20 protein-coding genes and 2 pseudogenes are annotated in these 24,258 nt (G+C 62.1%); 10 read left to right on the top strand and 12 right to left on the bottom strand.

Annotated elements, in window-relative coordinates:
• Positions 1-20: 20 nt before the first annotated feature.
• The 3 genes from VCJ09_RS11240 to VCJ09_RS11230 all read right to left on the bottom strand — a co-directional run bounded on the left by VCJ09_RS11240 (position 21) and on the right by VCJ09_RS11230 (position 5,407).
• The gene (locus VCJ09_RS11240; protein WP_324734374.1) at positions 21-3,113 is read right to left on the bottom strand and encodes an MdtB/MuxB family multidrug efflux RND transporter permease subunit; all 3,093 of its coding nucleotides are present in this window, start codon (positions 3,111-3,113) and stop codon (positions 21-23) included.
• Positions 3,110-4,321 carry an MdtA/MuxA family multidrug efflux RND transporter periplasmic adaptor subunit gene (locus tag VCJ09_RS11235; RefSeq protein ID WP_324734373.1) on the bottom strand — a complete coding sequence of 404 codons (1,212 nt, stop codon included), beginning with the start codon at positions 4,319-4,321 and terminating at the stop codon, positions 3,110-3,112. Before VCJ09_RS11235 ends, VCJ09_RS11240 begins: the two co-directional genes overlap by 4 nt.
• A gap of 174 nt (positions 4,322-4,495) precedes the next feature.
• Complete coding sequence (locus VCJ09_RS11230; protein WP_324734372.1) at positions 4,496-5,407, bottom strand: LysR family transcriptional regulator; 912 nt, start codon at positions 5,405-5,407, stop codon at positions 4,496-4,498.
• Between the two features lie 116 nt (positions 5,408-5,523).
• Between VCJ09_RS11230 and VCJ09_RS11225 the strand changes: the two genes are divergently transcribed.
• The gene (locus VCJ09_RS11225) at positions 5,524-6,519 is read left to right on the top strand and encodes an aldo/keto reductase (RefSeq protein WP_324734371.1); all 996 of its coding nucleotides are present in this window, start codon (positions 5,524-5,526) and stop codon (positions 6,517-6,519) included.
• A 60-nt stretch (positions 6,520-6,579) separates the two neighbouring features.
• Here VCJ09_RS11225 and tpx read toward each other — a convergent pair whose 3' ends face one another.
• Together tpx and VCJ09_RS11215 are read right to left on the bottom strand one after the other, a co-directional pair.
• Positions 6,580-7,080, bottom strand: coding sequence for a thiol peroxidase (gene tpx, locus VCJ09_RS11220; RefSeq protein WP_079201886.1), 501 nt, complete (start codon positions 7,078-7,080; stop codon positions 6,580-6,582).
• Between the two features lie 251 nt (positions 7,081-7,331).
• Positions 7,332-7,487, bottom strand: a pseudogene (locus VCJ09_RS11215) (TetR/AcrR family transcriptional regulator); the annotation flags it as partial.
• Between VCJ09_RS11215 and VCJ09_RS11210 the strand changes: the two are divergent.
• Positions 7,474-7,677, top strand: a pseudogene (locus VCJ09_RS11210) (DUF4442 domain-containing protein); the annotation flags it as partial. The pseudogenes VCJ09_RS11215 and VCJ09_RS11210 sit on opposite strands and share 14 nt — an antisense overlap.
• Positions 7,678-7,758: 81 nt before the next feature.
• Here VCJ09_RS11210 and VCJ09_RS11205 read toward each other — a convergent pair.
• A complete protein-coding gene (locus VCJ09_RS11205) occupies positions 7,759-8,751 on the bottom strand; it encodes a YhdH/YhfP family quinone oxidoreductase (protein ID WP_324734370.1) in 993 nt (330 codons plus the stop codon).
• Between the two features lie 25 nt (positions 8,752-8,776).
• Positions 8,777-9,796 (bottom strand): protease SohB, encoded by a 1,020-nt coding sequence (sohB, locus tag VCJ09_RS11200; protein ID WP_324734369.1) that lies wholly within the window; start codon positions 9,794-9,796, stop codon positions 8,777-8,779.
• A gap of 211 nt (positions 9,797-10,007) precedes the next feature.
• Here sohB and VCJ09_RS11195 point away from each other — a divergent pair, with 211 nt between their 5' ends.
• The 4 genes from VCJ09_RS11195 (at position 10,008) to VCJ09_RS11180 (ending at position 13,167) form a co-directional block, all read left to right on the top strand.
• Positions 10,008-10,718 carry a histidine phosphatase family protein gene (locus tag VCJ09_RS11195; protein WP_324734368.1) on the top strand — a complete coding sequence of 237 codons (711 nt, stop codon included), beginning with the start codon at positions 10,008-10,010 and terminating at the stop codon, positions 10,716-10,718.
• Between the two features lie 56 nt (positions 10,719-10,774).
• Positions 10,775-11,089, top strand: a complete 315-nt coding sequence (locus VCJ09_RS11190) for an SCP2 sterol-binding domain-containing protein (protein ID WP_154067046.1) — start codon at positions 10,775-10,777, stop codon at positions 11,087-11,089.
• Positions 11,090-11,294: 205 nt separating this feature from the next.
• Entirely contained in the window at positions 11,295-12,362 is a 1,068-nt protein-coding gene (locus tag VCJ09_RS11185) for a phosphotransferase family protein (protein ID WP_324734367.1), read from the top strand.
• Positions 12,363-12,399: 37 nt separating this feature from the next.
• Positions 12,400-13,167: an SDR family oxidoreductase gene (locus VCJ09_RS11180; RefSeq protein ID WP_324734366.1), complete on the top strand. Its 768-nt coding sequence runs from the start codon at positions 12,400-12,402 to the stop codon at positions 13,165-13,167.
• Between the two features lie 112 nt (positions 13,168-13,279).
• On the opposite strand, the gene VCJ09_RS11175 is transcribed toward VCJ09_RS11180, so the two are convergent.
• Complete coding sequence (locus tag VCJ09_RS11175) at positions 13,280-13,927, bottom strand: hypothetical protein (protein ID WP_079201879.1); 648 nt, start codon at positions 13,925-13,927, stop codon at positions 13,280-13,282.
• Positions 13,928-14,033: 106 nt separating this feature from the next.
• Between VCJ09_RS11175 and VCJ09_RS11170 the strand changes: the two genes are divergently transcribed.
• Positions 14,034-14,813, top strand: coding sequence for a TSUP family transporter (locus tag VCJ09_RS11170; RefSeq protein ID WP_324734650.1), 780 nt, complete (start codon positions 14,034-14,036; stop codon positions 14,811-14,813).
• A 134-nt stretch (positions 14,814-14,947) separates the two neighbouring features.
• Here VCJ09_RS11170 and nudC read toward each other — a convergent pair whose 3' ends face one another.
• The 4 genes from nudC to VCJ09_RS11150 all read right to left on the bottom strand — a co-directional run bounded on the left by nudC (position 14,948) and on the right by VCJ09_RS11150 (position 20,831).
• Positions 14,948-15,778, bottom strand: a complete 831-nt coding sequence (gene nudC / locus VCJ09_RS11165) for an NAD(+) diphosphatase (RefSeq protein WP_324734365.1) — start codon at positions 15,776-15,778, stop codon at positions 14,948-14,950.
• Positions 15,779-17,458, bottom strand: a complete 1,680-nt coding sequence (locus VCJ09_RS11160; protein ID WP_324734364.1) for a ferrous iron transporter B — start codon at positions 17,456-17,458, stop codon at positions 15,779-15,781.
• 50 nt (positions 17,459-17,508) lie between these two features.
• Entirely contained in the window at positions 17,509-18,321 is an 813-nt protein-coding gene (locus VCJ09_RS11155; protein ID WP_079201876.1) for a crotonase/enoyl-CoA hydratase family protein, read from the bottom strand.
• A 239-nt stretch (positions 18,322-18,560) separates the two neighbouring features.
• A complete protein-coding gene (locus tag VCJ09_RS11150; protein ID WP_324734363.1) occupies positions 18,561-20,831 on the bottom strand; it encodes an Orn/Lys/Arg family decarboxylase in 2,271 nt (756 codons plus the stop codon).
• Positions 20,832-21,199: 368 nt separating this feature from the next.
• On the opposite strand from VCJ09_RS11150, the gene VCJ09_RS11145 reads away from it, so the two are divergent.
• The 3 genes from VCJ09_RS11145 (at position 21,200) to VCJ09_RS11135 (ending at position 24,227) form a co-directional block, all read left to right on the top strand.
• Complete coding sequence (locus tag VCJ09_RS11145) at positions 21,200-22,297, top strand: saccharopine dehydrogenase family protein (RefSeq protein ID WP_324734362.1); 1,098 nt, start codon at positions 21,200-21,202, stop codon at positions 22,295-22,297.
• Positions 22,298-22,686: 389 nt separating this feature from the next.
• A complete protein-coding gene (locus VCJ09_RS11140; protein WP_324734361.1) occupies positions 22,687-23,460 on the top strand; it encodes an ABC transporter ATP-binding protein in 774 nt (257 codons plus the stop codon).
• Positions 23,461-23,474: 14 nt separating this feature from the next.
• Complete coding sequence (locus tag VCJ09_RS11135; protein WP_324734360.1) at positions 23,475-24,227, top strand: ABC transporter substrate-binding protein; 753 nt, start codon at positions 23,475-23,477, stop codon at positions 24,225-24,227.
• Positions 24,228-24,258: the final 31 nt, after the last annotated feature.

Raw genomic sequence — 24,258 nt, 5'->3', positions numbered from 1 at the left:
GCCCCGTAGCAGCAGGGCACTCATACCAGCACTCCCGCTGCGCTACGCCCGGTCAGGCGCCGCGACAGGCGGTCGAAGTACAGGTAGATCACCGGTGTGGTGAACAGCGTCAGCACCTGGCTAAGCAGCAGGCCACCGACCATCACCAGCCCCAGCGGCTGGCGCAACTCGGCGCCGGAACCGCTCGCGAGCATCAGCGGAATGGCGCCGAACAGTGCCGCCAGGGTGGTCATCAGGATCGGCCTGAAACGCAGCAGCGCCGCCTGATAGATCGCCGCCTCGGGCGCCATGCCCTGGTTGCGCTCGGCGTCGAGGGCAAAGTCGATCATCATGATCGCGTTCTTCTTGACGATGCCGATCAGCAGAATGATGCCGATGATCGCGATCAGGCCCAGCTCATTGCCGCTTAGCAGCAACGCCAGCAGCGCACCGACCGCCGCCGAGGGCAAGGTCGAGAGAATGGTGATTGGGTGGATATAGCTCTCGTAGAGCACACCCAAGACGATGTACATGGTGACGATCGCCGCCAGGATCAGCAGCAAGGTGCTCGACAGCGAGGCGCGGAAGGCCTCGGCCGCGCCCTGAAACTGGGTCTGCACCCCGCCCGGCAGACCGATGTCCTGCTGCACCCGCTCGATCACCGCCACCGCCTCGCCCAGGGACACCCCCTCAGCCAGGTTGAACGACAGGGTCGCCGCCGGGAACTGACCGATATGGCTGATCAGCAGGCTGGCGGCGCGCTCGTCGATGCGCGCCAGCGACGACAAGGGGATTTGCCCGCCGTCGGCCGTCGCCACGTGGATCTGCCGCAGCGCGGCCGGGCCGATGCTGCCGGCGTTCTCGCTCTCCAGCACCACTCGGTACTGACTGGCCTGGGTGTAGATGGTGGAAATCTGCCGCTGACCGAAGGCGTCGTACAGCGCGTCGTCGATGTCAGCGACGCTCACGCCGAGGCGCCCGGCGCTGTCCCGATCGATCTGCAGGAACACCTGCAGGCCGCGACTTTGCAGGTCGCTGGCAACATCGCTTAGTTGCGGTTGTTCACGCAGCGCGGCGACCAGTTTGGGCACCCATTCCTCCAACAGAGCCTGCTCCGGCGACTCCATGCTGAACTGAAATTGAGTACGACTGACCCGGTCCTCGATGGTCAGATCCTGCACCGGCTGCAGGTACAGCTCGATGCCGGTGAGCCTGGCCAGCTCGGGGCGCAGGCGCTCGATCACCTGGCTGGCCGTGACATCGCGTTCGGCATGCGGCTTGAGGTTGATCAACAGGCGCCCGCTATTGAGGGTCGGATTGTCGCCATCCACGCCAATGTAGGACGATAGGCTGACCACCGCCGGATCCTCCAGGATCACCTCGGCCAGGCGCTGTTGGCGCTCGCTCATGGCGCCGAAGGAAATCGACTGCGGCGCCTCGGAAATACCCTGGATCACCCCGGTGTCCTGCACCGGAAAGAAGCCCTTGGGCACAGCCAGGTACAGCAGTACGGTCAGGGCCAGGGTGGCGATGGCGACCACCAGCGTCAGCGGCTGACGCTTGAGCACCCACTGCAACCAGATGCCGTAGCGCGCGATCATGCCGTCGATAACCGCACCACTGGCCTTATAGAAACGCCCCTGCTCCACCTCCGACTCATGCTTGAGCAAACGCGCGCACATCATCGGCGTCAATGTCAGCGACACCACCAGGGAAATCAGGATGGCCACCGCCAGGGTGATGGCGAACTCGCGGAACAGTCGGCCCACCACATCGGCCATGAACAACAGTGGAATCAGTACGGCGATCAACGAGATGGTCAACGAGATCAGGGTGAAGCCGATCTGCTTGGCGCCCTTGAGCGCCGCATTCAGTGGCGTTTCGCCTGTTTCCAAGTGGCGAGCGATGTTTTCCAGCATGACGATGGCGTCGTCGACTACGAAGCCGGTGGCGATGGTCAGGGCCATCAGGGTCAGGTTGTTGATGGTGAAGCCGGCCAGGTACATCACACCGAAGGTGCCGATCAGCGACAGCGGCACCACTATCGACGGAATGATCGTTGCCGACAGCTTGCGCAGGAACAGGAAGGTCACCAGCACCACCAGCAGTACCGCCAGTAACAACTCGTGCTGCACGTCCGTCACCGCGGCGCGAATGGTCTGGGTGCGGTCGGTCAGCACGCTGACCTCGACATTGGCCGGCAAGCCTGCCGTGAGGCTGGGCAACAAGGCCTTGATGCGGTCGACCACCTCGATCACATTGGCGCCGGGCTGACGCTGCACATTGACCAGTACGGCTTCATTGCGGTTGGCCCAGGCCGCCAGGCGATTGTTTTCCGCGCCATCGATGATCTCGGCGACATCCTTCAGGCGCAGCGCAGCGCCGTCCTGATAACTGAGGATCAGCTCGCGGTATTCTTCTGGAGATTTCAACTGGTCGTTGGCATCCAGTTGCGAGACGCGGGTCGGCCCGTCGAAGTTGCCTTTCGGCTGGTTGACGTTGCTCGCGGTAATCAGGCTGCGCACATCCGCGAGGTTCAGGCCATAGGCGGCCAGGGCTAGCGGATTGACCCGGATGCGTACCGCTGGGCGTTGGCCGCCGGCCAGGCTGACCAAGCCGACGCCGCTGGTTTGCGCCAGCTTCTGCGCCAGGCGGGTATCGACCAGGTCGAAGACCTGCGGCAACGGCATAGTGGCCGAACGAATTGCCAGGGTCAGCACCGGGGTGTCCGCCGGGTTGACCTTGTTGTACACCGGTGGCGCCGGCAGATCGCCGGGCAGCAGGTTGCTCGCGCCATTGATCGCCGCCTGCACCTCCTGCTCGGCGACATCCAGTTGCACTTCCAGATTGAAGCGCAGGGTAATCACCGAGGCGCCAGCGGAACTGCTCGAGGACATCTGCTTCAAGCCCGCCATCTGGCCAAACTGGCGCTCCAGCGGCGCGGTCACCGCACTGGTCATCACGTCCGGGCTGGCGCCGGGATACAGAGTCATGACGCGAATGGTCGGGTAATCCACCTCGGGCAGCGCCGACACGGGCAACATTCGATAGGCGATCAGGCCGCTGAGCAGGATCGCCAACATGATCAGGGTGGTGGCGACCGGGCGCAGGATGAACAGGCGGGAAGCGTTCATGCGTCTTTAGGTATCCGTGCTTCGGTTTGCTTGGCGGTCGGTGTCTGGCCTTCGCCGACCACCTCGACTGCGCTGCCCTCACGCAGGCGGTCGGTGCCCTCCAGCACCAGGCGTTCGCCCACCGCGACGCCCTCCTCGATCAACGTCATCTGACCATTGCTCGGCCCCGCCACAATCGGCCGCACCTGCACCTTGTCTTGCTCATCGATCACATAGACGAAGGTGCCGCGCGCACCGAACTGCAAGGCTGCAGCGGGAATCAGCAGGGCCTGCTCGCGGGTCTCCACCAGCAGGCGGACGTTGACGAACTGATTGGGAAACAGCAGCTCTTCGGCATTCTCGAAGCGGGCCTTGAGCTTGACCGTGCCGGTGGCGGTATCGATCAGGTTATCCAGGCTGTCCAGCTGCCCTTCGGCCAGTTTGAGTTTCTCGCTGCGATCCCAGGCCTCGACGCGCAAGGTCTGCCCTGCCCTGAACTGGTGCAGCACCGCCGGCAACTCGGCCTCGGGCAAGGTGAACATCAGGGCAATCGGCAGGGTTTGGGTAATCACCACCAGCGGCAGTGCATCGGCGGAACTGACCAGGTTGCCGCGATCCACCTGACGCAGACCGAGACGTCCACTGATGGGCGCGCGCACCTGGGTGAAGTCGAGGTTCAGGCGCGCCTCGGCGACTGCCGCCTGGTTGCTCTTGAGGGTGCCGCGGTACTGGTTGACCAGGGCCTGCTGGGTGTCGAGGGTCTGTTTGGCAATTGAGTCTTCTTTGTACAGGCCACGGTAACGGGCCAGGTCCAACTCGGCATTGTGCAATTGCGCCTGATTTTCCTGCTGCACCCCCAGGGCCTGTTGCAGGGCCACTTCATAAGGCCGCGGATCGATCACCGCGAGCAGATCGCCGGCCTTGACCCGCTGGCCATCCTCGAACAGCAGCTTGACCAGCTCACCTTCCACCCGGCCACGCACATTGACCGTGTTGTAGGCGGTCACGGTGCCCAGGGCTTTCAGCTCGATCGGGAAACTGCCTTGCGTGACAGTCGCCACCCGCACCGGCACTAGCCCACCATCGCCCCAACGACCGCCGGCCTGGTTCTGCGGTTTAGCGGGCCAGAACCACCAGATCAGCACGAGCAGAAGCGCCAACAGCATCAGGCCAATCAGCCATTGGCGTGACTGCGTCGAGGTACGGGGTATTGCAGTTGTTTCAGGCATGGCAGGGTCACTTCCTTGGAATGCCTGAACGATAAGCAGTGTCAGGCATGAAGCAAAGCCTCTTTACCGGCTATTTACCTCCAGCTGACGTTGCTAAGCCCCTGAGCCGCAAATGAAAACGGCCCCCACGGGAAGCCGTCGGCTATGTTGCCGGGTATTGCCGCAGCGCCCAGCTCAACTCGGCCGCAGCAGATCGTGCTGGGCAAACAGCTCGACCAGCCAATCGACGAACACCCGCACTCGCCGCGACAGCTGTCGGTGCGGCGGGTAGAGCGCCGCCAGCGGCATCGGCGCCGGGCGCAAATCGGCGAGAATTTCCTGCAGGCTGCCGGCCGCCAACTGCTCGCGCAGGTGGTAATAAGGCGCCTGGATGATGCCCATCCCCGCTTCGCAGGCGGCGACATAGCCTTCGGCGGTACTCAGGGCGATGCTGCCGGGCAACGCCAATTCGACGCGTTCGCCACCTACCAGAAAATCCAGGGGGAAACGCCGTCCGGTGCGGGCAGAGAAGAAATTGACGGCGCGGTGCCCCTCCAGCTCGGCGAGCGTGCGCGGGGTGCCGTGCTGCTGCAGGTAGGCCGCACTGGCGCAGGTGATCTGCGGCAGTGCCGTCAGCGGCCGCGCCACCAGGCTGGTGTCGTACACCTCGCCGGCGCGCAACACGCAATCCACCCCTTCGCGGATCAGGTCCACTGGCCGGTCGCTGGCGCCGACCTCCAGCTCGATGCGCGGGTAACGGGCACAAAAATCCCCCAACGCAGGGATCACCACGCGGTGCGCCAGCGAGGCCGGCAGGTCGACCCGCAAGCGTCCCTGCGGACCGCTACCGCTCTGCGAGAAGAACGACTCGGTCTCCTCCAGATCGGCGAGCAAACGCAGGCAGCGCTCGTAGTAGGCCTGACCATCCAGGGTCGGACTGACCTGGCGGGTGGTGCGGCGCAGCAGTTGCACCCCGAGGTGGGCCTCCAGCTGCTTGATCAGTTGGGTGACCGAGGCCCGCGGCAGGTCCAGGCTGTCCGCAGCCTTGCCGAAGCCGCGCAATTCGACAATCCGACTGAACACCCGCATGGCGAGAAAACGATCCATCTGCAGCACCACTATTTCGAATAAGCAAATAGTTAATACGTTTTCACCATGTTTATCCATCCTTAGCAAACAGCCAGACTGAGCCTGAACCTTAACCACTGCACAGGAGCACTGCCATGAAAAACCGTCGACTCGGCCGCAACGGCCCCTTGGTCTCGGCAATCGGCCTCGGTTGCATGGGCATGAGCGAGTTCTATGTCGCCGACCGTGATGAGCGTGAATCCATCGCCACCGTGCACCGGGCCCTGGAACTGGGCCTGAACCTGCTCGACACCGCCGACGCCTATGGCCCGCACAGCAACGAGGAGTTGCTGGGCAAGGCGCTGGCCGGCAGGCGCGAGCAGGCCTTCCTGGCCAGCAAGTTCGGTTTGTTGCGCGATCCGCAGGACCCGCAGCGACGTGGCGTCAGCGGCAGGCCTGAGTATGTGCGCCAATCGATCGAGGGTAGCCTCAAGCGGCTTAACACCGACTACCTGGATCTCTACTACCAGCACCGCATCGACCCCGAGGTGCCGATCGAGGAGACCATCGGCGCCATGGCCGAGTTGGTTCAGCAGGGCAAGGTGCGCTACCTCGGCCTGAGCGAGGTGGCCCCCGAAACCCTGGAACGTGCCCACCGGGTACACCCGATCAGCGCGGTGCAGAGCGAATACTCGTTGTGGACCCGCGACCCCGAGGAGAATGGCGTGCTGGCGACCTGCCGCCAGCTGGGCATCGCCTTCGTGCCCTACAGCCCGCTGGGTCGCGGCTTTCTCACCGGCACCCTGAAGAGCCCGGAGGACTTCGCCGCCGACGATTACCGGCGCTTCAGTCCGCGCTTCCAGGGCGACAACTTCGCCAAGAATCTGCAGTTGGTCAGCCAGGTCGAACAACTGGCCGCGGATAAAGGCGTGCTGGCCTCGCAACTGGCGCTGGCCTGGGTGCTGGCCCAAGGCGAGGACCTGCTGCCGATCCCCGGTACCAAACGCCGCAGCTACTTGGAACAGAACGTCGCCGCGCTGGACGTTCAACTGAGCGCCGCCGAGATCGCCACGCTGGACGCGATCTTTCCGCCGCAAGCCGCTGCGGGTGAACGTTATGCGGCGGAATCAATGGCTATGCTGACGCGCTGAATCTATTGGCAAAAAAAACGGCCTACCGAAGTAGGCCGTTCTTGTCCGGATCGTTTGCGATTACTTCAGCACAGCCAGGGCCGCCTCGTAGTTCGGCTCGTTGCCGATCTCGGCGATCAGTTCGCGGTGCAGGACCTTGTCGTGCTCGTCCAGCACCACCACGGCGCGGGCAGCGACGCCGGCCAACGGGCCGTCGGCGATAGCTACGCCGTAGTTCTTGAGAAACTCGGCGCCGCGCATGGTCGACAGGTTGATCACGTTTTCCAGGCCTTCAGCGCCACAGAAGCGCGCCTGGGCGAACGGCAGGTCGGCGGAGATACACAGGACAACGGTGTTATCCAGCTTGCTGGCGCCGGCGTTGAAGGTGCGTACCGAGGTCGCGCAAGTTGGGGTGTCGACGCTGGGGAAAATATTCAGAACTTTGCGCTTGCCCGCCAGGCTGGCCAGGCTCACATCGGCCAAACCGGCGCCGACCAGGGTGAAGGCCGGAGCTTGCTGACCGACCTGTGGCAGCTGACCATCGACTTGTACCGGATTGCCATGCAGGGTTACTTGAGTCATTGAGGTGTCCTCTTTTGTCGGGGAATGAAAACGAATACAGAGTTAAGCATGCCACCTATGAAAAAACTCCGAAACCCAGGGCTTTTTCCATGCACCGCCAGCTTCTAGATAGGGCGAACCCGTTCACCCGACCTCAGGGCCAGCCTGCAAGTATTAGTAGTAGCAACCAACCCTGCTGGCAATCAGGCGTTGCGAGGTGAATGGATCGCCAGCATACCGGCTGCTAATAGGGCATGGCTTTGGACATACCGCTAGGCCCGCACACTGTCCCAGGCGACTTGGGCCAACAACTCGCGGCAGTCGGCCAACTGGGTTTGCGTCCTGCCGGCCAGCCAGTTGCGCGCGAAGTCGTGGGTTGGCCCGATGATCACCGAGGCGAAGCAATCGCTTGGCATCGCCCTGTGCAACGCCGCCGAACTGGCTGCTGGGACCATGACCGACGCCTCGATCCCGGCCGGCTGCCGCTGGATTCCACGCGGCATGACGGTGGAATACCTGGCCAAGGCCGACGGCGATGTGACGGTGCCGGTGATGGCCTACGTCGGCGACAAAGCGGTATTGCGCGCCGAGATCAGCATGTACGTCAGTCGCGCCTGAAACGCGACGGCCCGGAAAACCGGGCCGTCGTTGGCAGGCGAGTAAGTGCCGGTCGCAGGTAACAGAACCAGGCAGTATTTCTCAGTCCACCCGCACCAGTACCCGGCCAACCAGCTTGCCGGCGAGTATCTGGCCGATGGCCTCGGGCAACTGCTGCAGGCTGACTTCAGTCACCAGGCGTTCGAGACCATCGAGCTTCCATTGCAGCGAGAGCTTGTCCCACATGGAGGCTTTGACCACCAGCGGCAGTTCGACCGAGTCGACCCCCATCAGGTTGACCCCGCGCAGGATGAACGGCAGCACGCTGCCCTTGAACGCCACCCCGGCGGTCAGCCCGCAGCAAGCGGCGCTGCCACCGTAGCGCAGCGACTTGACCACATTGAACAGAATATCGCCGCCGACGGTGTCAACCGCGCCAGCCCATTGTTCCTTGAGCAGTGGACGCTCTGCGCCTTCCTGCAATTCGTTACGTGGAACTATCTGCCGTGCGCCCAGGCCCTTGAGGAACTCGCCCTGTTCGGCCTTGCCAGTGGACGCCGCCACGCTGAAACCAAGCTTACTCAGCAAAGCCACGGCAATACTGCCTACGCCGCCGGTCGCCCCGGTCACCAGAACAGGGCCGGCATCCGGGAGCACCCCGGCTTGCTCCAATTTGGCGACGCAGAGCGCAGCAGTCAGGCCTGCGGTACCCAGCACCATGGCCTCACGCAGGGACAAGCCTTGCGGCCGTTTCAGCGCCCAGGCCGACGGAATCCGAATGTACTGAGCAAAGCCGCCCGCGATATTCATGCCCAGGTCATAGCCGGTCACGATCACTTCATCGCCCACGCTGAATTCGGCGACGCTCGACTGCTCGACTACGCCCGCTGCATCGATGCCTGGGGTATGCGGGAAATGTTTGGTCACGCCACGGTTGCCACTGGCGGACAGGGCATCCTTGTAGTTCAACGACGAGTAGCGAACCCGAATCAACAGTTCGCCGGCCGGCAGTTCGCTGATAGTGCGCTGGACAATCGCTTGTTCGAACTCACCCGTCGCACTTTCGCGGGCCTGCAGTGCTGTGAACGTAGTCATTTTCATCCCCCAGGGTAAACGTGGATCACCAGAAACGCTGCTGATTGAGACGGCTTAGCCAATTCAAGGTGAAACGGTCCAAGGCTACGCTGGCCGCCAACCCGACACGTTCCTGCAAGCTTTTCTTCTCGGCGTAGTGCAAGTGAAACAGTTCCGCCTCCTTGGCCCGCTCAGCCAGGTATTCGTCGCTGGTCTTGAGTTCATCAACCAACTGTTTTTCCAACGCGGCCAGGCCCAGCCAGACTTCTCCGGTGGCGATGTCGTCGATATCCAGTTGCGGTCGATAGCGGGCGACGAAGTTCTTGAACAGCTCATGGATGACTTCCAGGTCTTCCTGGAATTTTTCCCGGCCCTTCTCGGTATTTTCGCCAAAGATGGTCAGGGTGCGCTTGTACTCGCCAGCGGTAAGCACCTCGAAATCGATGTCGTGCTTTTTAAGCAGGCGGTGCACGTTAGGCAACTGGGCAACCACGCCGATGGATCCGAGCATGGCAAAGGGGGCGGAAATGATCTTCTCACCGATACAGGCCATCATGTAGCCGCCGCTGGCCGCGACTTTATCGATGCAGATGGTCAGCGGGATGCCCGCCTGGCGAATACGCGCCAGCTGCGAGGACGCCAGGCCATAGCTGTGCACCATGCCGCCGCCACTTTCCAGGCGCAGCACCACTTCATCCTGAGGCGTGGCCAGACTCAGCAACGCGGTGATTTCATGCCGCAAGCTGTCAGTCGCCGATGCCTTGATATCGCCATCGAAGTCCAGGACAAATACCCGCGGCTTGTGCACCCCGGCTTTCTTCGCCAACTTGGCCGCCTTGGCCTCGTCCTTGTGCGCCGCCTTGAGTTGGTCCTTGTCCAGCACGGCCTGCTCGAGACGTTGGCGCAACTGCTTGTAGAAGTCGTTGAGCTTGTCTACTTGCAAATGCCCGGCAACGCGCCGGCCCTTGCTGCGTGCTGCGACTGCTGCCACCAGAATCACCAGAACAGCCACAACCAGCGTTACCGTTTTGGCCAGAAAGGCCGCATATTCTGCGAAAAACTCCACGCATGTCCCCTCATTATTTACTTCAGCGCCAGTGTCGCTCAGCGCTCGTTGCAACCAAGCATACCGACGCCACCGGCCGGCGGCCAGTTGCCTGGCGTGCAGGCATGAATGACAGCCCATAAATTCAAACAAGCGTATGTTTTTTCGTTGACAGGCCTGTGCGATCCTCATACGCTCGGCGAACTTTTACCGAATCTGGATAGTGGCAAACGTGGGCAGCATTTACCTGATCAGACATGGCCAAGCCTCATTCGGCGCCGATGACTACGATGTGCTCTCGCCCATCGGTATTCGTCAGGCTGAAATACTGGGCGCGCACCTGGCTGATCTCGGTATTCGCATCGACCGTAGCCTGAGTGGCGCATTACGCCGCCAACAGCACACCGCCAACGCGGCGATGAGCCAGTTGAGCAACAGCGGTCAGGCAATACCTGATATGTACGTGGATGCCGCCTTCAACGAGTTCGATGCCGACGCGGTGATCCACCGCTTGCTTCCTGGCCTGCTGGACGAAGAACCCGAAGCCCTGCATGTTTTACGCAACGGGGCACAGAACCGCGCCGAGTTCCAACGCCTGTTCTCATTGCTGATCGGCCGCTGGATATCCGGCGAACACGACCAACATGGCCTGCAAAGCTGGCAGGCATTCGTCGAACAGGTCCAGGGTGGCCTGACCCGCCTGTTGCAACAGGCCGATAGCAAGCAGAACATCGCGATCTTCACCTCCGGCGGCACCATCACCGCACTGCTGCAGTTGATCACCGGCGTGCCGGCCGCCAAGGCCTTCGAACTGAATTGGCAAATCGTCAACACCTCACTGAGCTGCCTGAAATTTCGCGGCAGCCAAGTGAGCCTGGCTTCCTTCAACAGCCATGTGCATTTACAGCTGCTGAAGGAGCCGGAACTCATCACCTACCGCTGAGCTCCGGCCTACCGCGCCCATAAGGGCGCGAGAAAACCCTGAAAACAAAGGAAGACATCATGAGCGTTGCAGACATCATCAATACCATGCAGTCCAAGTTCAATGCCCCCGCCGCTGCGGGTCTGGATCTGGTGTTCCAGTTCAACATCGAAGACGGTGATAACCACTACCTGGTCATCAAGGACGGCACCTGCGACGTCCAGCAAGGCGATGCCGACAACGCCAGCGTGACCCTGATCATGGACAGCGAAACCCTCAAGGGCATCACCAGCGGCGAGACCGATGGCATGCAAGCGTTCATGGGCGGCAAGCTGCGCGCCGAAGGCGACATGATGTTGGCCATGAAGCTGGGCGAATTGTTCCCAGTCTAAGCTTCACTGCAGCAGCCTCAGCGAAAAACCGGAGCCCCAGGCTCCGGTTTTTTTTCGCCTGCGGGCTGGCCTGCAGATCAATCAGGCTGTTTGATTAGGCGGCAACACGAGCGTCTATAACGGCGTGTATTACTTGTTACGCCCAGGGTGCAGTATTAGATTGAGCAATAATCTAGAGCACCCATTATAAGTAGAAGGGATAAGCATGGCGCTTACTGACCAGTCCACTCGCATCCGCGAGGGCGAAGAACTCGACACTGCGATCATCGATCCGTACCTCAAGGCGCAGATTCCCGGCCTGACTGGCGAGCCACGGATCAGCCAGTTCCCCGGCGGTGCATCGAATCTCACCTACCTGATCGAATATCCCGAGAAGGAATTCGTCCTGCGGCGTCCGCCATTTGGCCACAAGGCCAAATCCGCTCACGACATGGGCCGCGAGTACCGCATTCTCAACCAGCTCTACGAGGCCTTCCCCTACTGCCCGAAAGCCTATGTGCACTGCACGGACGAAGCGGTGATCGGTGCCGAGTTCTATGTGATGGAACGGGTCAACGGCATCATTCTGCGCGCCGACATGCCGGCCGAACTGAACCTCGATGCCGACAAGACCCGCCAGCTGTGCAAGAGCTTCATCGACAAGATGGTCGAGCTGCACAACGTCGACTACGCCGCCTGCGGCCTCGGCGACCTGGGTAAACCGGAAGGCTATGTAGAACGCCAGATCGGCGGCTGGAGCGCTCGCTACGAGAAGGCCCTGACCCCTGACGCGCCGCTGTGGGAACCGGTCAAGGCGTGGTTGAAAGACAAGATGCCGGCCGACCACCCCAAGCCGGCCATCGTGCACAACGACTACCGCTTCGACAACGTGATCCTCGACCCGCAGAACCCGATGCAGATCATCGGCGTACTGGACTGGGAGCTGACCACCCTTGGCGATCCGCTGATGGACCTGGGCAACACCCTTGCCTACTGGATCGAAGCCGACGATCCGGCGCCGGTGCAAATGATGCGCCGCCAGCCGAGCAATGCCCCCGGTATGCTCAGCCGTCAGGAGTTCGCCGACTATTACGCCGAACGCGCCGGCATCGAAATCAAGAGCATCGACTTCTACTACACCTACGGCCTGTTCCGCCTGGCCGGTATCGTGCAGCAGATCTACTACCGTTATTACCACGGCCAGACCCAGGACAAACGCTTCGCGCAGTTCATTCAAATGAACAAACTGCTGGAGCAGATGAGCCTGCAGGTCATCGCCAAGTCGCAGTTGTAATCGGCCGAACAGGCCTTCAACAAGAAAGGAAACGTCCATGTCCAAGACCCAACTGTTCGATCTCGATGGCAAGATCGCCTTCGTCTCTGGCGCCAGCCGCGGTATCGGCGAGGCCATCGCCAAGTTGCTGGCCCAGCAAGGCGCCCACGTGATCGTCTCGAGCCGCAAGATCGACGGCTGCCAGGGCGTCGCCGACGCCATCGTCGCCGACGGCGGCAAGGCCACCGCGATGGCCTGCCATATCGGCGAAATGGAGCAGATCACCAACGTGTTCGCACAGATCCGCGAGCAGTTCGGTCGCCTGGACATCCTGGTCAACAACGCGGCCACCAACCCGCAGTTCGGCAATGTCCTGGAGACCGACCTGTCGGCCTTCCAGAAGACCGTCGACGTCAACATCCGCGGCTATTACTTCATGTCCATCGAAGGCGGCAAGCTGATGAAGGAAAACGGCGGCGGCAGCATCGTCAACGTCGCCTCGATCAACGGCGTCAGCCCAGGTGAGATGCAAGGCATCTACTCGGTGACCAAGGCCGCAGTGATCAGCATGACCAAGGTGTTTGCCAAGGAATGCGCGCAGTTCGGCATCCGTTGCAACGCCCTGCTGCCGGGCCTGACCGACACCAAGTTCGCTTCGGCACTGACCAAGAACGACGCCATCCTCAACCTGGCCCTGCAGCGTATTCCGCTCAAGCGCGTAGCCGCCCCGAGCGAAATGGCCGGCGCCGTGCTGTACCTGGCCAGCGACGCCTCCAGCTATACCACCGGCGTGTCACTGAACGTCGACGGCGGCTTTCTCTCCTGATAAAGACCGGCGCCATGCAAAAAGGGACCTTCGGGTCCCTTTTTGTTTGCGCTCAACCACGTGCAACTGGGGTGACCTCTAGCGGACCTGTGCCTGCCCTACTCACCGCACTCTACTGCCAATCCTGCAACGCCTGCTTGGCCGCTTGATTCATCGGCTGCACCAGCAGGCCGGTTGACGTCAGGCTGATGCTGTATACCGCCTGGTCGGCGATCGGCAGGTAGGTGACCCGGCGTGCCTGGGCATCGAACATGAACAGGTCGTGCCGGCCCAGGCGTAGCCAACGCCACAGGTCGATGCCATAGGGACTCTGCGCCAGCTCGACCTGGGCCTGCTGAGCTCGCGCCTGCTGCTCGATGGAGAGGAAACGCCCCGAGAGATTTTCCAGGCGGTAGCCAGGTTGCAGTCCGATCAGTGCAGCGAGTCCCTTCCAGTGTAGAAAACGCGCATCCAACTGCCACAAGTCCCCCTCCAGCAGCACACTGCGCTCGCTCCCGCGCTCCAACAGATTGACCCGATAACGTGGGCCGTCAGCCTCGAAGCTCAAGGTCACCAGCGGTTTGTCCTCCGGCAACGGGGCATAGCTATAGAGGTCGTAGGCCACCAGGCCGATGAAACCGGCCAGGGCCAAAAAGGCCAGGCCGCAGGTGCCGCGCAGCCAGCCGAGGAACCAGTGGCTATTGAACAAAATTCGCGCGGCAATCAATACCGCCAGCAAAGCCAGTAGCGCCGTCGCCCATGCCAGACCGTCGTATTGCATCGAGTCAGTTCCTTGCCCGTGAAAATGCCGGCATTATGCGCAGCTACCTCGCCTGCGCACAGCAGGTTCATTGCACAATCTGACACAGGTCGTCTTTTCCATGCCCTTGCCTTTCGAGCTTGCCGTTGACCCGGCAACCTTGGCCATTCTCGCCCTGGTGGCCTTCGTCGCCGGTTTCGTCGATGCCATTGCCGGCGGCGGCGGCCTGCTGACCATTCCGGCCCTGCTGATGGCCGGCCTGCCGCCGCATCTGGTGCTCGGCACCAACAAACTGTGCGCCACCTTCGGTTCGGCCACTGCCAGCTATACCTTCTACCGGCGCAAGCTGTTTACCCCCCTGCCCTGGCGCAATGCACTGATCGGCACCGCGATCGGCGCCCTGCTGGGCGCGACGCTGGTGCACTGGCTGCCGGCCGCCTGGCTCAATCAACTGCTGCCGGTGGTGGTATTCGCCTGCGGGCTGTATTTACTGTTCGGTCGCACCCCGGCGGCTCCGCTCAACGCCGACGCGCCTATTGCGCAAGGCCGGCAGTGGCCGCAAAGCCTCGGACTGGGGTTCTACGATGGCGTCGCCGGGCCAGGCACCGGAGCCTTCTGGACGGTCAGCAGCCTGCTGCTCTACCCGCTCGATCTGGTTCGCGCCAGTGGCGTGGCACGCAGCATGAACTTCGTCAGCAACGCCTGTGCCCTGGTGGTATTCATCGTCGCCGGGCAAGTGGCCTGGTTGCTCGGCATCAGCATGGGCATCGCGCTCATGGCTGGGGCGTTTCTCGGTGCGCGCTCGGCAATCCGTGGCGGCTCGAAATTCATCCGCCCGGTGTTCATCCTGATGGTGTTGGCGCTCGCCGCGCGGTTGGCCTGGCAACACTGGTTCGGCCTGGCCTAGGAGCCTGTCGGACTTAACGCTGTTCTACTGCGGAAAAGCGGGACTTGGTCATTTTTGCTGCTTCCCTCGCGACGAACGGTCAAGTCCGACAGGCTCCTAGGTGAATGGCGCTGTATCCATCCACCGAAGCGCGACTATTCCGACAGCGACGGCTCCGGCAGCCCTAGCCGGCGCGCCACATAGACGTCGATCAGGTAGCGAGCGATCGAGCGCGCTGCCGGTAAGGGCGGTAACTGGTGCACGCTGAACCACTGCGCATCCTCGATCTCGTCGGCCTGCATGACAATCTCGCCAGTCGCAAACTCGGCATGGAAGCCGAGCATCAGGGAATGTGGAAACGGCCAGCCCTGACTCCCCAAGTACTGCAGGTTCTTGACCTCGACCCCCACTTCTTCGCGCACCTCACGTACCACGCACTGCTCGACCGACTCACCCGCCTCGACGAAACCGGCCAGAGTGCTGTAGACACCGGGCACGAAACGCGGCGATCGGGCCAGGAGGACTTCATCCTCGCGGGTAACCAACACAATCATGCTCGGTGACAGGCGCGGATAGTGGTGCAGCTCGCAACGCGGGCAATGCATCGCGCGCTCGCCAGCGAAATGCAGCATCGGCTCGCCACAGCTGCCGCAAAAACGATGCTGGCGCGCCCAAGTACCGATCTGCGTCGCATAGCCGAGCATCTTGAAGGTCTCGGCATCGCCTTGCAGCATGAACTGGCGCAGGCTTTGCCAGCTGCAGCCGGGCATATCGAACGGTTCCTGCAGCTCCAGCAGGTAGATGGCATCGCCAGCGAAATGGCCGATGCCGTGCTCGGCCAGAATCGGCAGCTCCTGCTTTTTCAGCCACTCACGGGGAAACAACACGCCGTTGTTGTCCGCCAGAAACTGCTGCCGGCAATGTACCAGTGCCCAACCACCGGGCTGCTGGCTATCGAGTAAGGCGGGCTGCCAACGCTGGGTCATTTATGCGGCTACCGGGAAGCCAAGGGCACGCACGCTGTCTGCGGCTAAGTCGAGCACACTGGGCTGGGTTTCCGGGCGCATAACCGCGCCCGCTTCCAGATAGTATTCGAGACTGCTAAGTGCGTCGGCAAGGGTTTCCAGCATTTGCTCGGAAGGCATCTGGGCCGCTTCGAACATCTGCGTCTGGATGTATTCGGCGCAGGCGCCGACCAGTAAGGCCGCCCGCTCCTGGCCGAGAAACCACAGGCCGCCGCGCACCGCCTGCAAGCTGAACGGCACATTGGACAGGTGCATGCGGTCGCCGTCGGCCTCCAGGTAGGCGGTGATCGCCCGCTTGGCCAGCGCCAAGCCGCCGCGGGCCTCATCGACCACAACGATGCGTGCTTCGTTGAGCTGATAGTAGGCGAAGGATTCGATCTCCTTGCCAGCTGATAGCTGCCCGACACTGGTGTCACGCCGCTCGCCGCGTTCCAGGCTGGCGACCATGCCCTCGACATAGAGCACAGCATCGGCCAGTTTCAGCAGCTCCTGCTGTTGCGGGGCACGCTCCTCACTCCAGGCTGCAACCGTCTGCAGTTGCGCATTCAGCGCGTTGCCCGCCGAACTGAGGCCGACCATGCCCAGGGTCTTGCTCAGTTTGCCGAGCACCGCATGCAGATGGGCGAGGTTTTCAGCCTGCACGGTGCCCCGTTCGATCAGGTCGAGCATGTCCTTGGTGCTGGTCAGTTCTTCGCGAATAGCCGAACTCAGCGAGCGCATGACCGCCTGCCCAGGGCCGGCCAGGCGCTGGTATTCCTCTTCCAGCAAGTGATCGGTGAATGGCAGCGAGGTCAGGCCAAACAGCCCGCGCACGGGCATGACCGCAGGTCCACTGCTGTCGGCCAGGGCCACCAGATAGAGCAGCTCCTTGAGCAGGCTGCGTGGCGTCTCGTACTGGCTGTTGGCAAGTACTTGCTTGAGTTCACGATCGATCCGCGAGAACAGCTGCTTACGCGACTTGCGTGCCAATAGCTGGCCATCGAGCTGCGCCTCCACAGCCGCCGCGCCGATCCAGCACAGACGGCCACGCGGCTCGTTGGCGTACAGACTGTCCAGCCGACCCATGGCTCGGCCCATCAACTTCAGGCTGGCCTGCGGATTTTGTTCGCGAATAAAACCCAGCAACCCTACTTGATACATCTGCCGTAGGCGCCGGCCTTCGATTTCCTTGGCCGCTGCATCCAGGGCAGCCGGCGCGGTTCGCGGGCGCGCATGATCGAGGCGCACGCTGAAGAAGAAGCTTTCCGGCAGTGCTGGCTGGCCCCCCGCTTGGCGCAGATCATTGATCGCCGGCAGCAGCAACTCGGGCATTTCCTGTCGGTGCACGTCGACGTTTTCCAGATAGCGGCGCAATACATGCAGCGCATTGCTCAGCGCCGAGAGCTGCACATCGCGCTCCTCGCCGGCGCCGGCGGGAATATCGGTGGCCTGCTCAAGCACTTCCTGAGCGAGCAACTCGGCACCGGTCAACTCGACCACATTGAGCGTGCCGCGGACTTGATGAAGGCTTTCCACCGCCTGTTGCAGCAAGCTGCCGTTAAGCCGCTCGGCAATGAAATGCTCGAGGCTCGACTCGGCCTCCTCCATGGTGGCGAACAGTTCTTTACGCACCAAACTCAGTGACGTGGCTCCAGAAACCATGCGCTAGTGCGCCTCCCGCGCCGGTAGAGAAGACAGTGGCATCGCTCGCATCAGTCGGCGAACTCCGGCTTCTGCTTGCTCATGTGTGCGGCCATGGCCACGCGCAAGTCAACCGATTGCAACATCGCGGCATTCCAGGTGGCGATGTACTCGAGGCCATCGTCAACCCGATGGTCGCGCATGTAGCGAAGCATTTCCTTGGTGCCGCGTACTGCGATCGGCGATTTCGCGGCGATTTCACGGGCAATGCCCATCACCCCGTCGAGCAAGGCGGGCATGTCAGCGAAAGTGCGATTGACCAGGCCGATGCTGCGCGCTTCTTCACCGTCGATGGTACGCCCGGTGAACGCCAGCTCACGCATCATGCCGTCGCCAATGATCCGCGGCAGGCGCTGCAAGGTGCCAACATCGGCGGCCATGCCAATATCGATTTCCTTGATCGAGAACTGCGCGTCGACCGTCGAGTAGCGCATGTCGCAGGCCGAGACCAGGTCGATGGCGCCGCCCAGACAATAACCCTGGATCGCCGCCAATACCGGCTTGCGACACTGGTCGACAGCATTGAACGAGGCTTGCAGCTCGAGGATTTTACGCCGCAGTTTTTCCGCGTTGCGGCCGACATCCGGGCCCATCTGGCTGCCGAGTTGGGCCAACATCATCAGGTCGATACCGGAGGAAAAATGCTTGCCGGCCCCCGACAGCACCACCACCCGCACCTCGTCCGTGGTGTCGATCCAGCGAAAGATCTCGATGATCTCCGTCCAGAAGTCGGCACTCATGGCGTTGATTTTTTCCGGGCGGTTGATCACCACGTGGGCGATCTTATCTGCCAACTCGACACTAAAGGCTTTGTAGTCGGACACGGCAGTCATCCTCAGCAACAAAAGGCGCGAACGCGCACAGAGACATTCTTGTGGTTACAACCGGGCAACTATAACAAGCACGGCATAAATGTCGATGCCGGCCTCTGTGACGCAGAACACGCCATTGGACTTAAGCAGCGTTTCGACTGTTGATGGTAACCACTTGATCTAGCGGAAATAGTCCGGCAAGGCCGCTGACGACTGACGCAGTCGCCCAGCCGCCCAGCCGTCAACGCGCCCTAGAGTTTGATGCAGTCCACCGTGTAGGCGTTGCCGTCCGGCCCTTCATTGCGTTGCAAGCCATGCACGTCGACGTCGAAGCCGGGGAAGCTACGGTCGAAGGTGCGGGCGAACTCCAGATAATCGATGATCGAGCGAGTCGCCGGGGTAAAGCGTTCGCCCGGCATGATCAGCGGAATACCCGGTGGATAGGGCACCAACATGACCGCGGCGATCCGTCCGTCGAGCTGATCGATAGGCACGGCTTCGACTTCGCCGCGTACCAGCTGGTTATAGGCATCGGCGGGTTTGAGCGCGACTTCCGGCAGCTCCGTGTACATCCGTTTCATCGCCTTGGCCGTGGCGTTTTCGCCGTAGCAACGGTGCAGCGCATCGCACAGGTCGCGCAGGCCCATACCGTGGTAGTGGGCGCCGCCCGCTTTGGCGATCGAGGGCAAGGCGACCGTTAACGCCAGGTTGACGTCATAACTGCGCTTGAACTCCAGCAACTCGGTGAGCAAGGTGCTCCACTTGCCCTTGGTAATGCCCATGGAGAACAGCACCAGGAAGGAATACAGGCCGGTTTTCTCGACCACCAGGCCGCGCTCCCAGAGGAATTTGCTGACCACCGCCGCCGGAATCCCGCACTCATCGAGCTTGCCGCCAGCGGTCAGGCCGGGGGTCACCAGGGTGACCTTGATCGGGTCGAGCAGCACGTAATCCTCGGCCACCTCGCCAAATCCATGCCACTCGGCTTGCGGCTGCAACAACCAGCTCTCGGTCGCCACCTCGTCGACGCCCTCGGCCTGGGGCGGCTGCCAGATGCTGAACCACCAATCGTCGGCGCTGAGATTCTGCCGCAGATTGGCCAGGGCACGGCGAAAGCTCAGCGCCTCGTCGAAGGTTTCCTGGATCAGCGAACGGCCCGCCGGGCCTTCCATCATCGCCGAGGCCACATCCAGCGAAGCGATGATGCCGTACTGCGGCGAGGTCGAGATATGCATCATGAAGGCTTCGTTGAAGCGGTCGCGATCGAGTTGACGCGCACCGCCATCCTGCACATGGATCATCGAGGCCTGACTGAACGCCGCCAACAGTTTGTGCGTGGAGTGAGTACTGAACACCAGCGGCGTATTGGCTGTGCGGGTCGTGCCCATGCCATAGCGCCCGGCATAGAACTCGTGGAACGCCGCATAGGCATACCAGGCCTCGTCGAAATGCAGCACCTCGACGCTGTCGCCCAGGGTCTGTTTGATCAGTTCGGCGTTGTAGCACAGGCCGTCGTAAGTCGAGTTGGTCACCACCACCAGCTTGACCATGGCCCCACTGCTGCTGGGCACGCGACCGCGTGCCAGCGGGCTGGCATCAATCTTCGCCTGGATCGACTCGCGACTGAACTCGGACAGTGGAATCGGCCCGATGATGCCCAATTCGTTGCGCTCCGGACACAGATACAGCGGAATTGCGCCGGTCATGATGATCGAATGGAGGATCGACTTGTGGCAATTGCGATCGACCAGTACCAGGTCGTCGCGCCCGACCATGCCGTGCCAGACGATCTTGTTGGCCGTCGAGGTGCCGTTGATCACGAAGTAGGTGTGATCGGCACCGAAGTTGCGTGCGGCGCGGGCCTCGGCCTCGGCCAAGGGGCCGGTGTGATCGAGCAGCGAACCCAGCTCCGGCACCGACACCGAGAGGTCGGAGCGCAGGGTGTTCTCGCCGAAGAACTGGTGGAACGCCTGGCCGACCGGACTCTTGCGGTAAGCCACGCCGCCGCCATGGCCGGGCGTGTGCCAGGAGTAGTTGGATTGCGCGGTGTGCTGCACCAGCGCCTTGAAGAATGGCGGCAGCAGGCAGTCCAGATAATTGCGTGCGGCGCGGGCAACCTGGCGGGCGAGGAACGGCACCGTGTCCTCGAACAGATAGAGGATACCGCGCAGCTGGTTGAGGTCGGCCATGGCTTCGGCCGGCGCGTTCTCGATAGTCACCTGCTCGCCAAGGGCGAAGATCGGCAACTGCGGCGCCCGTCGCCGGGCGATGCGGATCAACTCGACCATGTCCTGCAACAGGTGCTTGTTCTCCCCCGCGCCCTCGGCGGTCACCAGAATGCAGGCGAGGCCGTGATGGGTCGAAGCGACGATCCGCCCCTCGGCGGAGCTGGCGGTGGACAGGATGCTGAAACCGTCCTGCTCCAGTTCGTGGGCGATGGCACGCACCCGATCGCCGGCCACGGTGTCGGCCTTGATGTCGCGGTGCACGATCAGCACGGGAAACTTGAGGTCTTTATACATTGGGGTAATCCGGTGCTCACGGAGCGATTTGATAATTGCCGTCAGTAAACACCATGCAATGGCCTTTTAGGAAACCGCGCGACTCGGCGTCGGCAAGGCATCGCGCAGGCGAAGCACTAAAGAGCGCAGCGGTAGTTCGTCATTTAGCCGTGCCAATGATGGAGTAGCAGATCAAGTGGGCCGTTTCCTCAAATCCATGCTCACCCTCACTTGCCTCGCGACGCGCCGATGTAGATTCGACTAAACGCACTCGCAGCACGTCAAAACGTAGGATTTTTTCATCTTATCGATGGTTTATGAGTCTTATTGTCATACCAGGTGCTCTTTAGACTGAACCGGTCCGAAATAAACCCCTGGAGAAAATAACAATGAATGTCCTCCTGCTTGGCGCCGGCCACATCGGTTTCACCATCGCTCAACTGCTGCACAACACCGGCGACTACAAGGTGCTGGTGGCTGATCGCGAGGCCAGTTCGCTGAAGGCGATCAATGCCCTCGGCATCGCCACCCAGCTGCTCGATTCGGCCGATGCCGGCGCCCTCGAAGCACTGATGCACGGTTACGACGCGGTGCTCAATGCCCTGCCGTACCACATGGCCATTACCGTCGCCCAGGCGGCCAAGAACAGTGGCACCCACTACTTCGACCTGACCGAAGACGTCCACGCAACCAGGGCCATCATGGAGCTGGCCAAAGACGCCAAGACCGCCTTCATGCCGCAGTGCGGCCTGGCGCCTGGCTTCATCGGCATTGCCGCGCACTCCCTGGCCCGCGATTTCGACAGCGTGCGCGAGGTCAAGATGCGCGTCGGCGCCCTGCCGGAGTTCCCCACCAACGCCCTCAAGTACAACCTGACCTGGAGCGTCGACGGCCTGGTCAACGAGTACTGCCACCCTTGCGAAGCGATCCGCAACGGCAAACTGCAGATGGTCCAGCCCCTGGAAGGCCTGGAACACTTCTCCCTGGACGGCGTCGAGTACGAGGCGTTCAACACCTCCGGCGGTCTGGGCACCCTGTGTGAAACCCTGCAAGGCAAGGTCGAAGTACTGGACTACAAGACCGTGCGTTACCCGGGTCACCGCGACCTGATGAAGTTTCTCCTGGAAGACCTGCGCCTGGCCGGCCATCAGGAAAAGCTCAAGGACATCCTGCGCGGCGCCGTGCCGAGCACCATGCAGGACGTGGTGCTGGTGTTCGTCACCGTCAATGGCATGCAGGACGGCAAGCTGGTGCAGCAGGTGTTCAGCCGCAAGATCTTCGCCGCCGTGCAGAACGGCCGCCTGACCAGCGCGATCCAGATCACCACCGCCGCCGGCATCTGCGCCGCGCTGGACCTGTTCCGCGAGAAGCGCCTGCCGCAAGCGGGCTTCATCAGCCAGGAGCAGGTGTCGCTGGAAGACTTCCTCGCCAACCGCTTCGGTCTGGCCTACGAAGAACACAGCGACCAGACCCAGAAAGCCGCCTGAGTTGGCCCGGTGCGCGGCGGCCCGGCTGCTGCACCCCCCTGACACGCTTACCGCTGAACAACGCGCTGGGATTGCTCGACATCCCAGCCGTTGCAAGATCCGGCCCGCAGGCACCACGCCGCCGGGCCTGCTGCGGCTCGCTCAGACTGCGAGTTGAGTCATTTACGGAATGATGTGGTTAGTTGTTTTCGTTCGACGGATGCTCGCGCAAGCGCCCACCATTGAAGCTTGAAGCTGCCCAGGCGCGCGACTGCAATGCTTGCATTCGCTGACCTGCATCTGGTCAGCCTGACGCAATACTGAACGCCTGCGACGCATAGCGGGCAGCAGTGATCGGCGTGACCCGGCAGTATCCGCTACGCGAAAAAAGAATAATAAGAGGTGCTTCAATGACTGGCTCCCCAGCTGCACTGGAAATCCGCGACCTGCACAAAAGCTACGGCGACCATGAGGTGCTCAAGGGCATTTCCCTGACCGCCCGCGACGGCGACGTCATCTCCATTCTCGGCTCTTCCGGCTCGGGCAAGTCGACCTTCCTGCGCTGCATCAACCTGCTTGAATCGCCCCACCGCGGCCAGATCCTGGTCAACGGCGAAGAGTTGCGCCTGAAGAAAAGCCACGGCGGCGCCCTGGTCGCGGCCAGCAACCAGCAGATCAACCGGCTACGCAGCGAAATCGGCTTCGTCTTCCAGAGCTTTAACCTGTGGCCGCACATGAGCGTACTCGACAACATCACCGAGGCGCCGCGCCGGGTGCTCGGCCTGAGCCGGGCCGAGGCCACCGAACGGGCCGAGGCGCTGCTGGCCAAGGTCGGCATCGCCGACAAGCGCCACGTCTACCCTAATCAGCTGTCCGGCGGCCAGCAGCAGCGCGCGGCGATTGCCCGGACCCTGTGCATGGAGCCCAAGGTCATCCTGTTCGACGAGCCGACCTCGGCCCTCGACCCGGAAATGGTTCAGGAAGTCCTCAGCGTGATCCGCGCCCTGGCCGATGAAGGCCGCACCATGCTGCTGGTCACCCATGAGATGAACTTCGCCCGCCAAGTGTCGAGCGAAGTGGTGTTTCTCCACCAGGGGCTGGTGGAGGAACAAGGCACGCCGGCGCAGGTGTTCGATAACCCGCAGTCGGCACGTTGCAGGCAGTTCATGTCCAGCAATCATTAACGGAGCGTCATCGCATGCATAAATACAAGAAAATCTTGCTGACCACCGCCGCTACCCTGGCTTTCGCCAGCAGCGTAGTTGCCGCCGACAAACTGAAGATCGGTACCGAAGGCGCCTACCCGCCCTTCAACCTGATCGCCGCCGGCGGTCAGGTGGTCGGTTTCGACGTGGAAATCGCCCAGGCCCTCTGCGCCAAAATGGAAGCTGAGTGCGAAGTGGTCACCTCCGACTGGGACGGCATCATCCCGGCGCTGAACGCCAGGAAATTCGACGCCATCGTCGCCTCCATGTCGATCACCGAGGAGCGCCAGCAGGCGGTCGATTTCACCGCCCCCTACTACACCAACAAACTGCAGTTCATCGCGCCCAAAGGCGCCGAATTCAAGACCGACAAAATCAGCCTGAAGGGCAAGGTGATCGGCGCCCAGCGCGCCACCATCGCCGGTACCTGGCTGGAAGACAACCTCGGCGAGGTGGTCGATATCAAGCTCTACGACACCCAGGAAAACGCCTACCTCGATCTGACCTCGGGCCGCCTCGATGGCGTGCTGGCCGACACCTTCGTCAACTGGGAATGGCTCAAGAGCGACGCCGGCACGGGCTTCGAGTTCAAGGGCGAGCCGGTGTTCGACAACGACAAGATCGGCATCGCCGTGCGCAAGGGCGATCCGCTACGTAGCCGGCTGAATGCCGCACTGGCGGAAATCGTCGCCGACGGCACCTATCAGCAGATCAACACCAAGTACTTCCCCTTCAGCATCTACTGACCGGCCTGACAGGCACGGCGCCTGTCGCGCC

The organism is Pseudomonas paeninsulae (genome assembly GCF_035621475.1).
GTDB lineage: Bacteria > Pseudomonadota > Gammaproteobacteria > Pseudomonadales > Pseudomonadaceae > Aquipseudomonas > Aquipseudomonas paeninsulae.
Note: the sequence above shows the minus strand (reverse complement) of the source record. Positions and strands in the feature narration are given on the sequence as shown.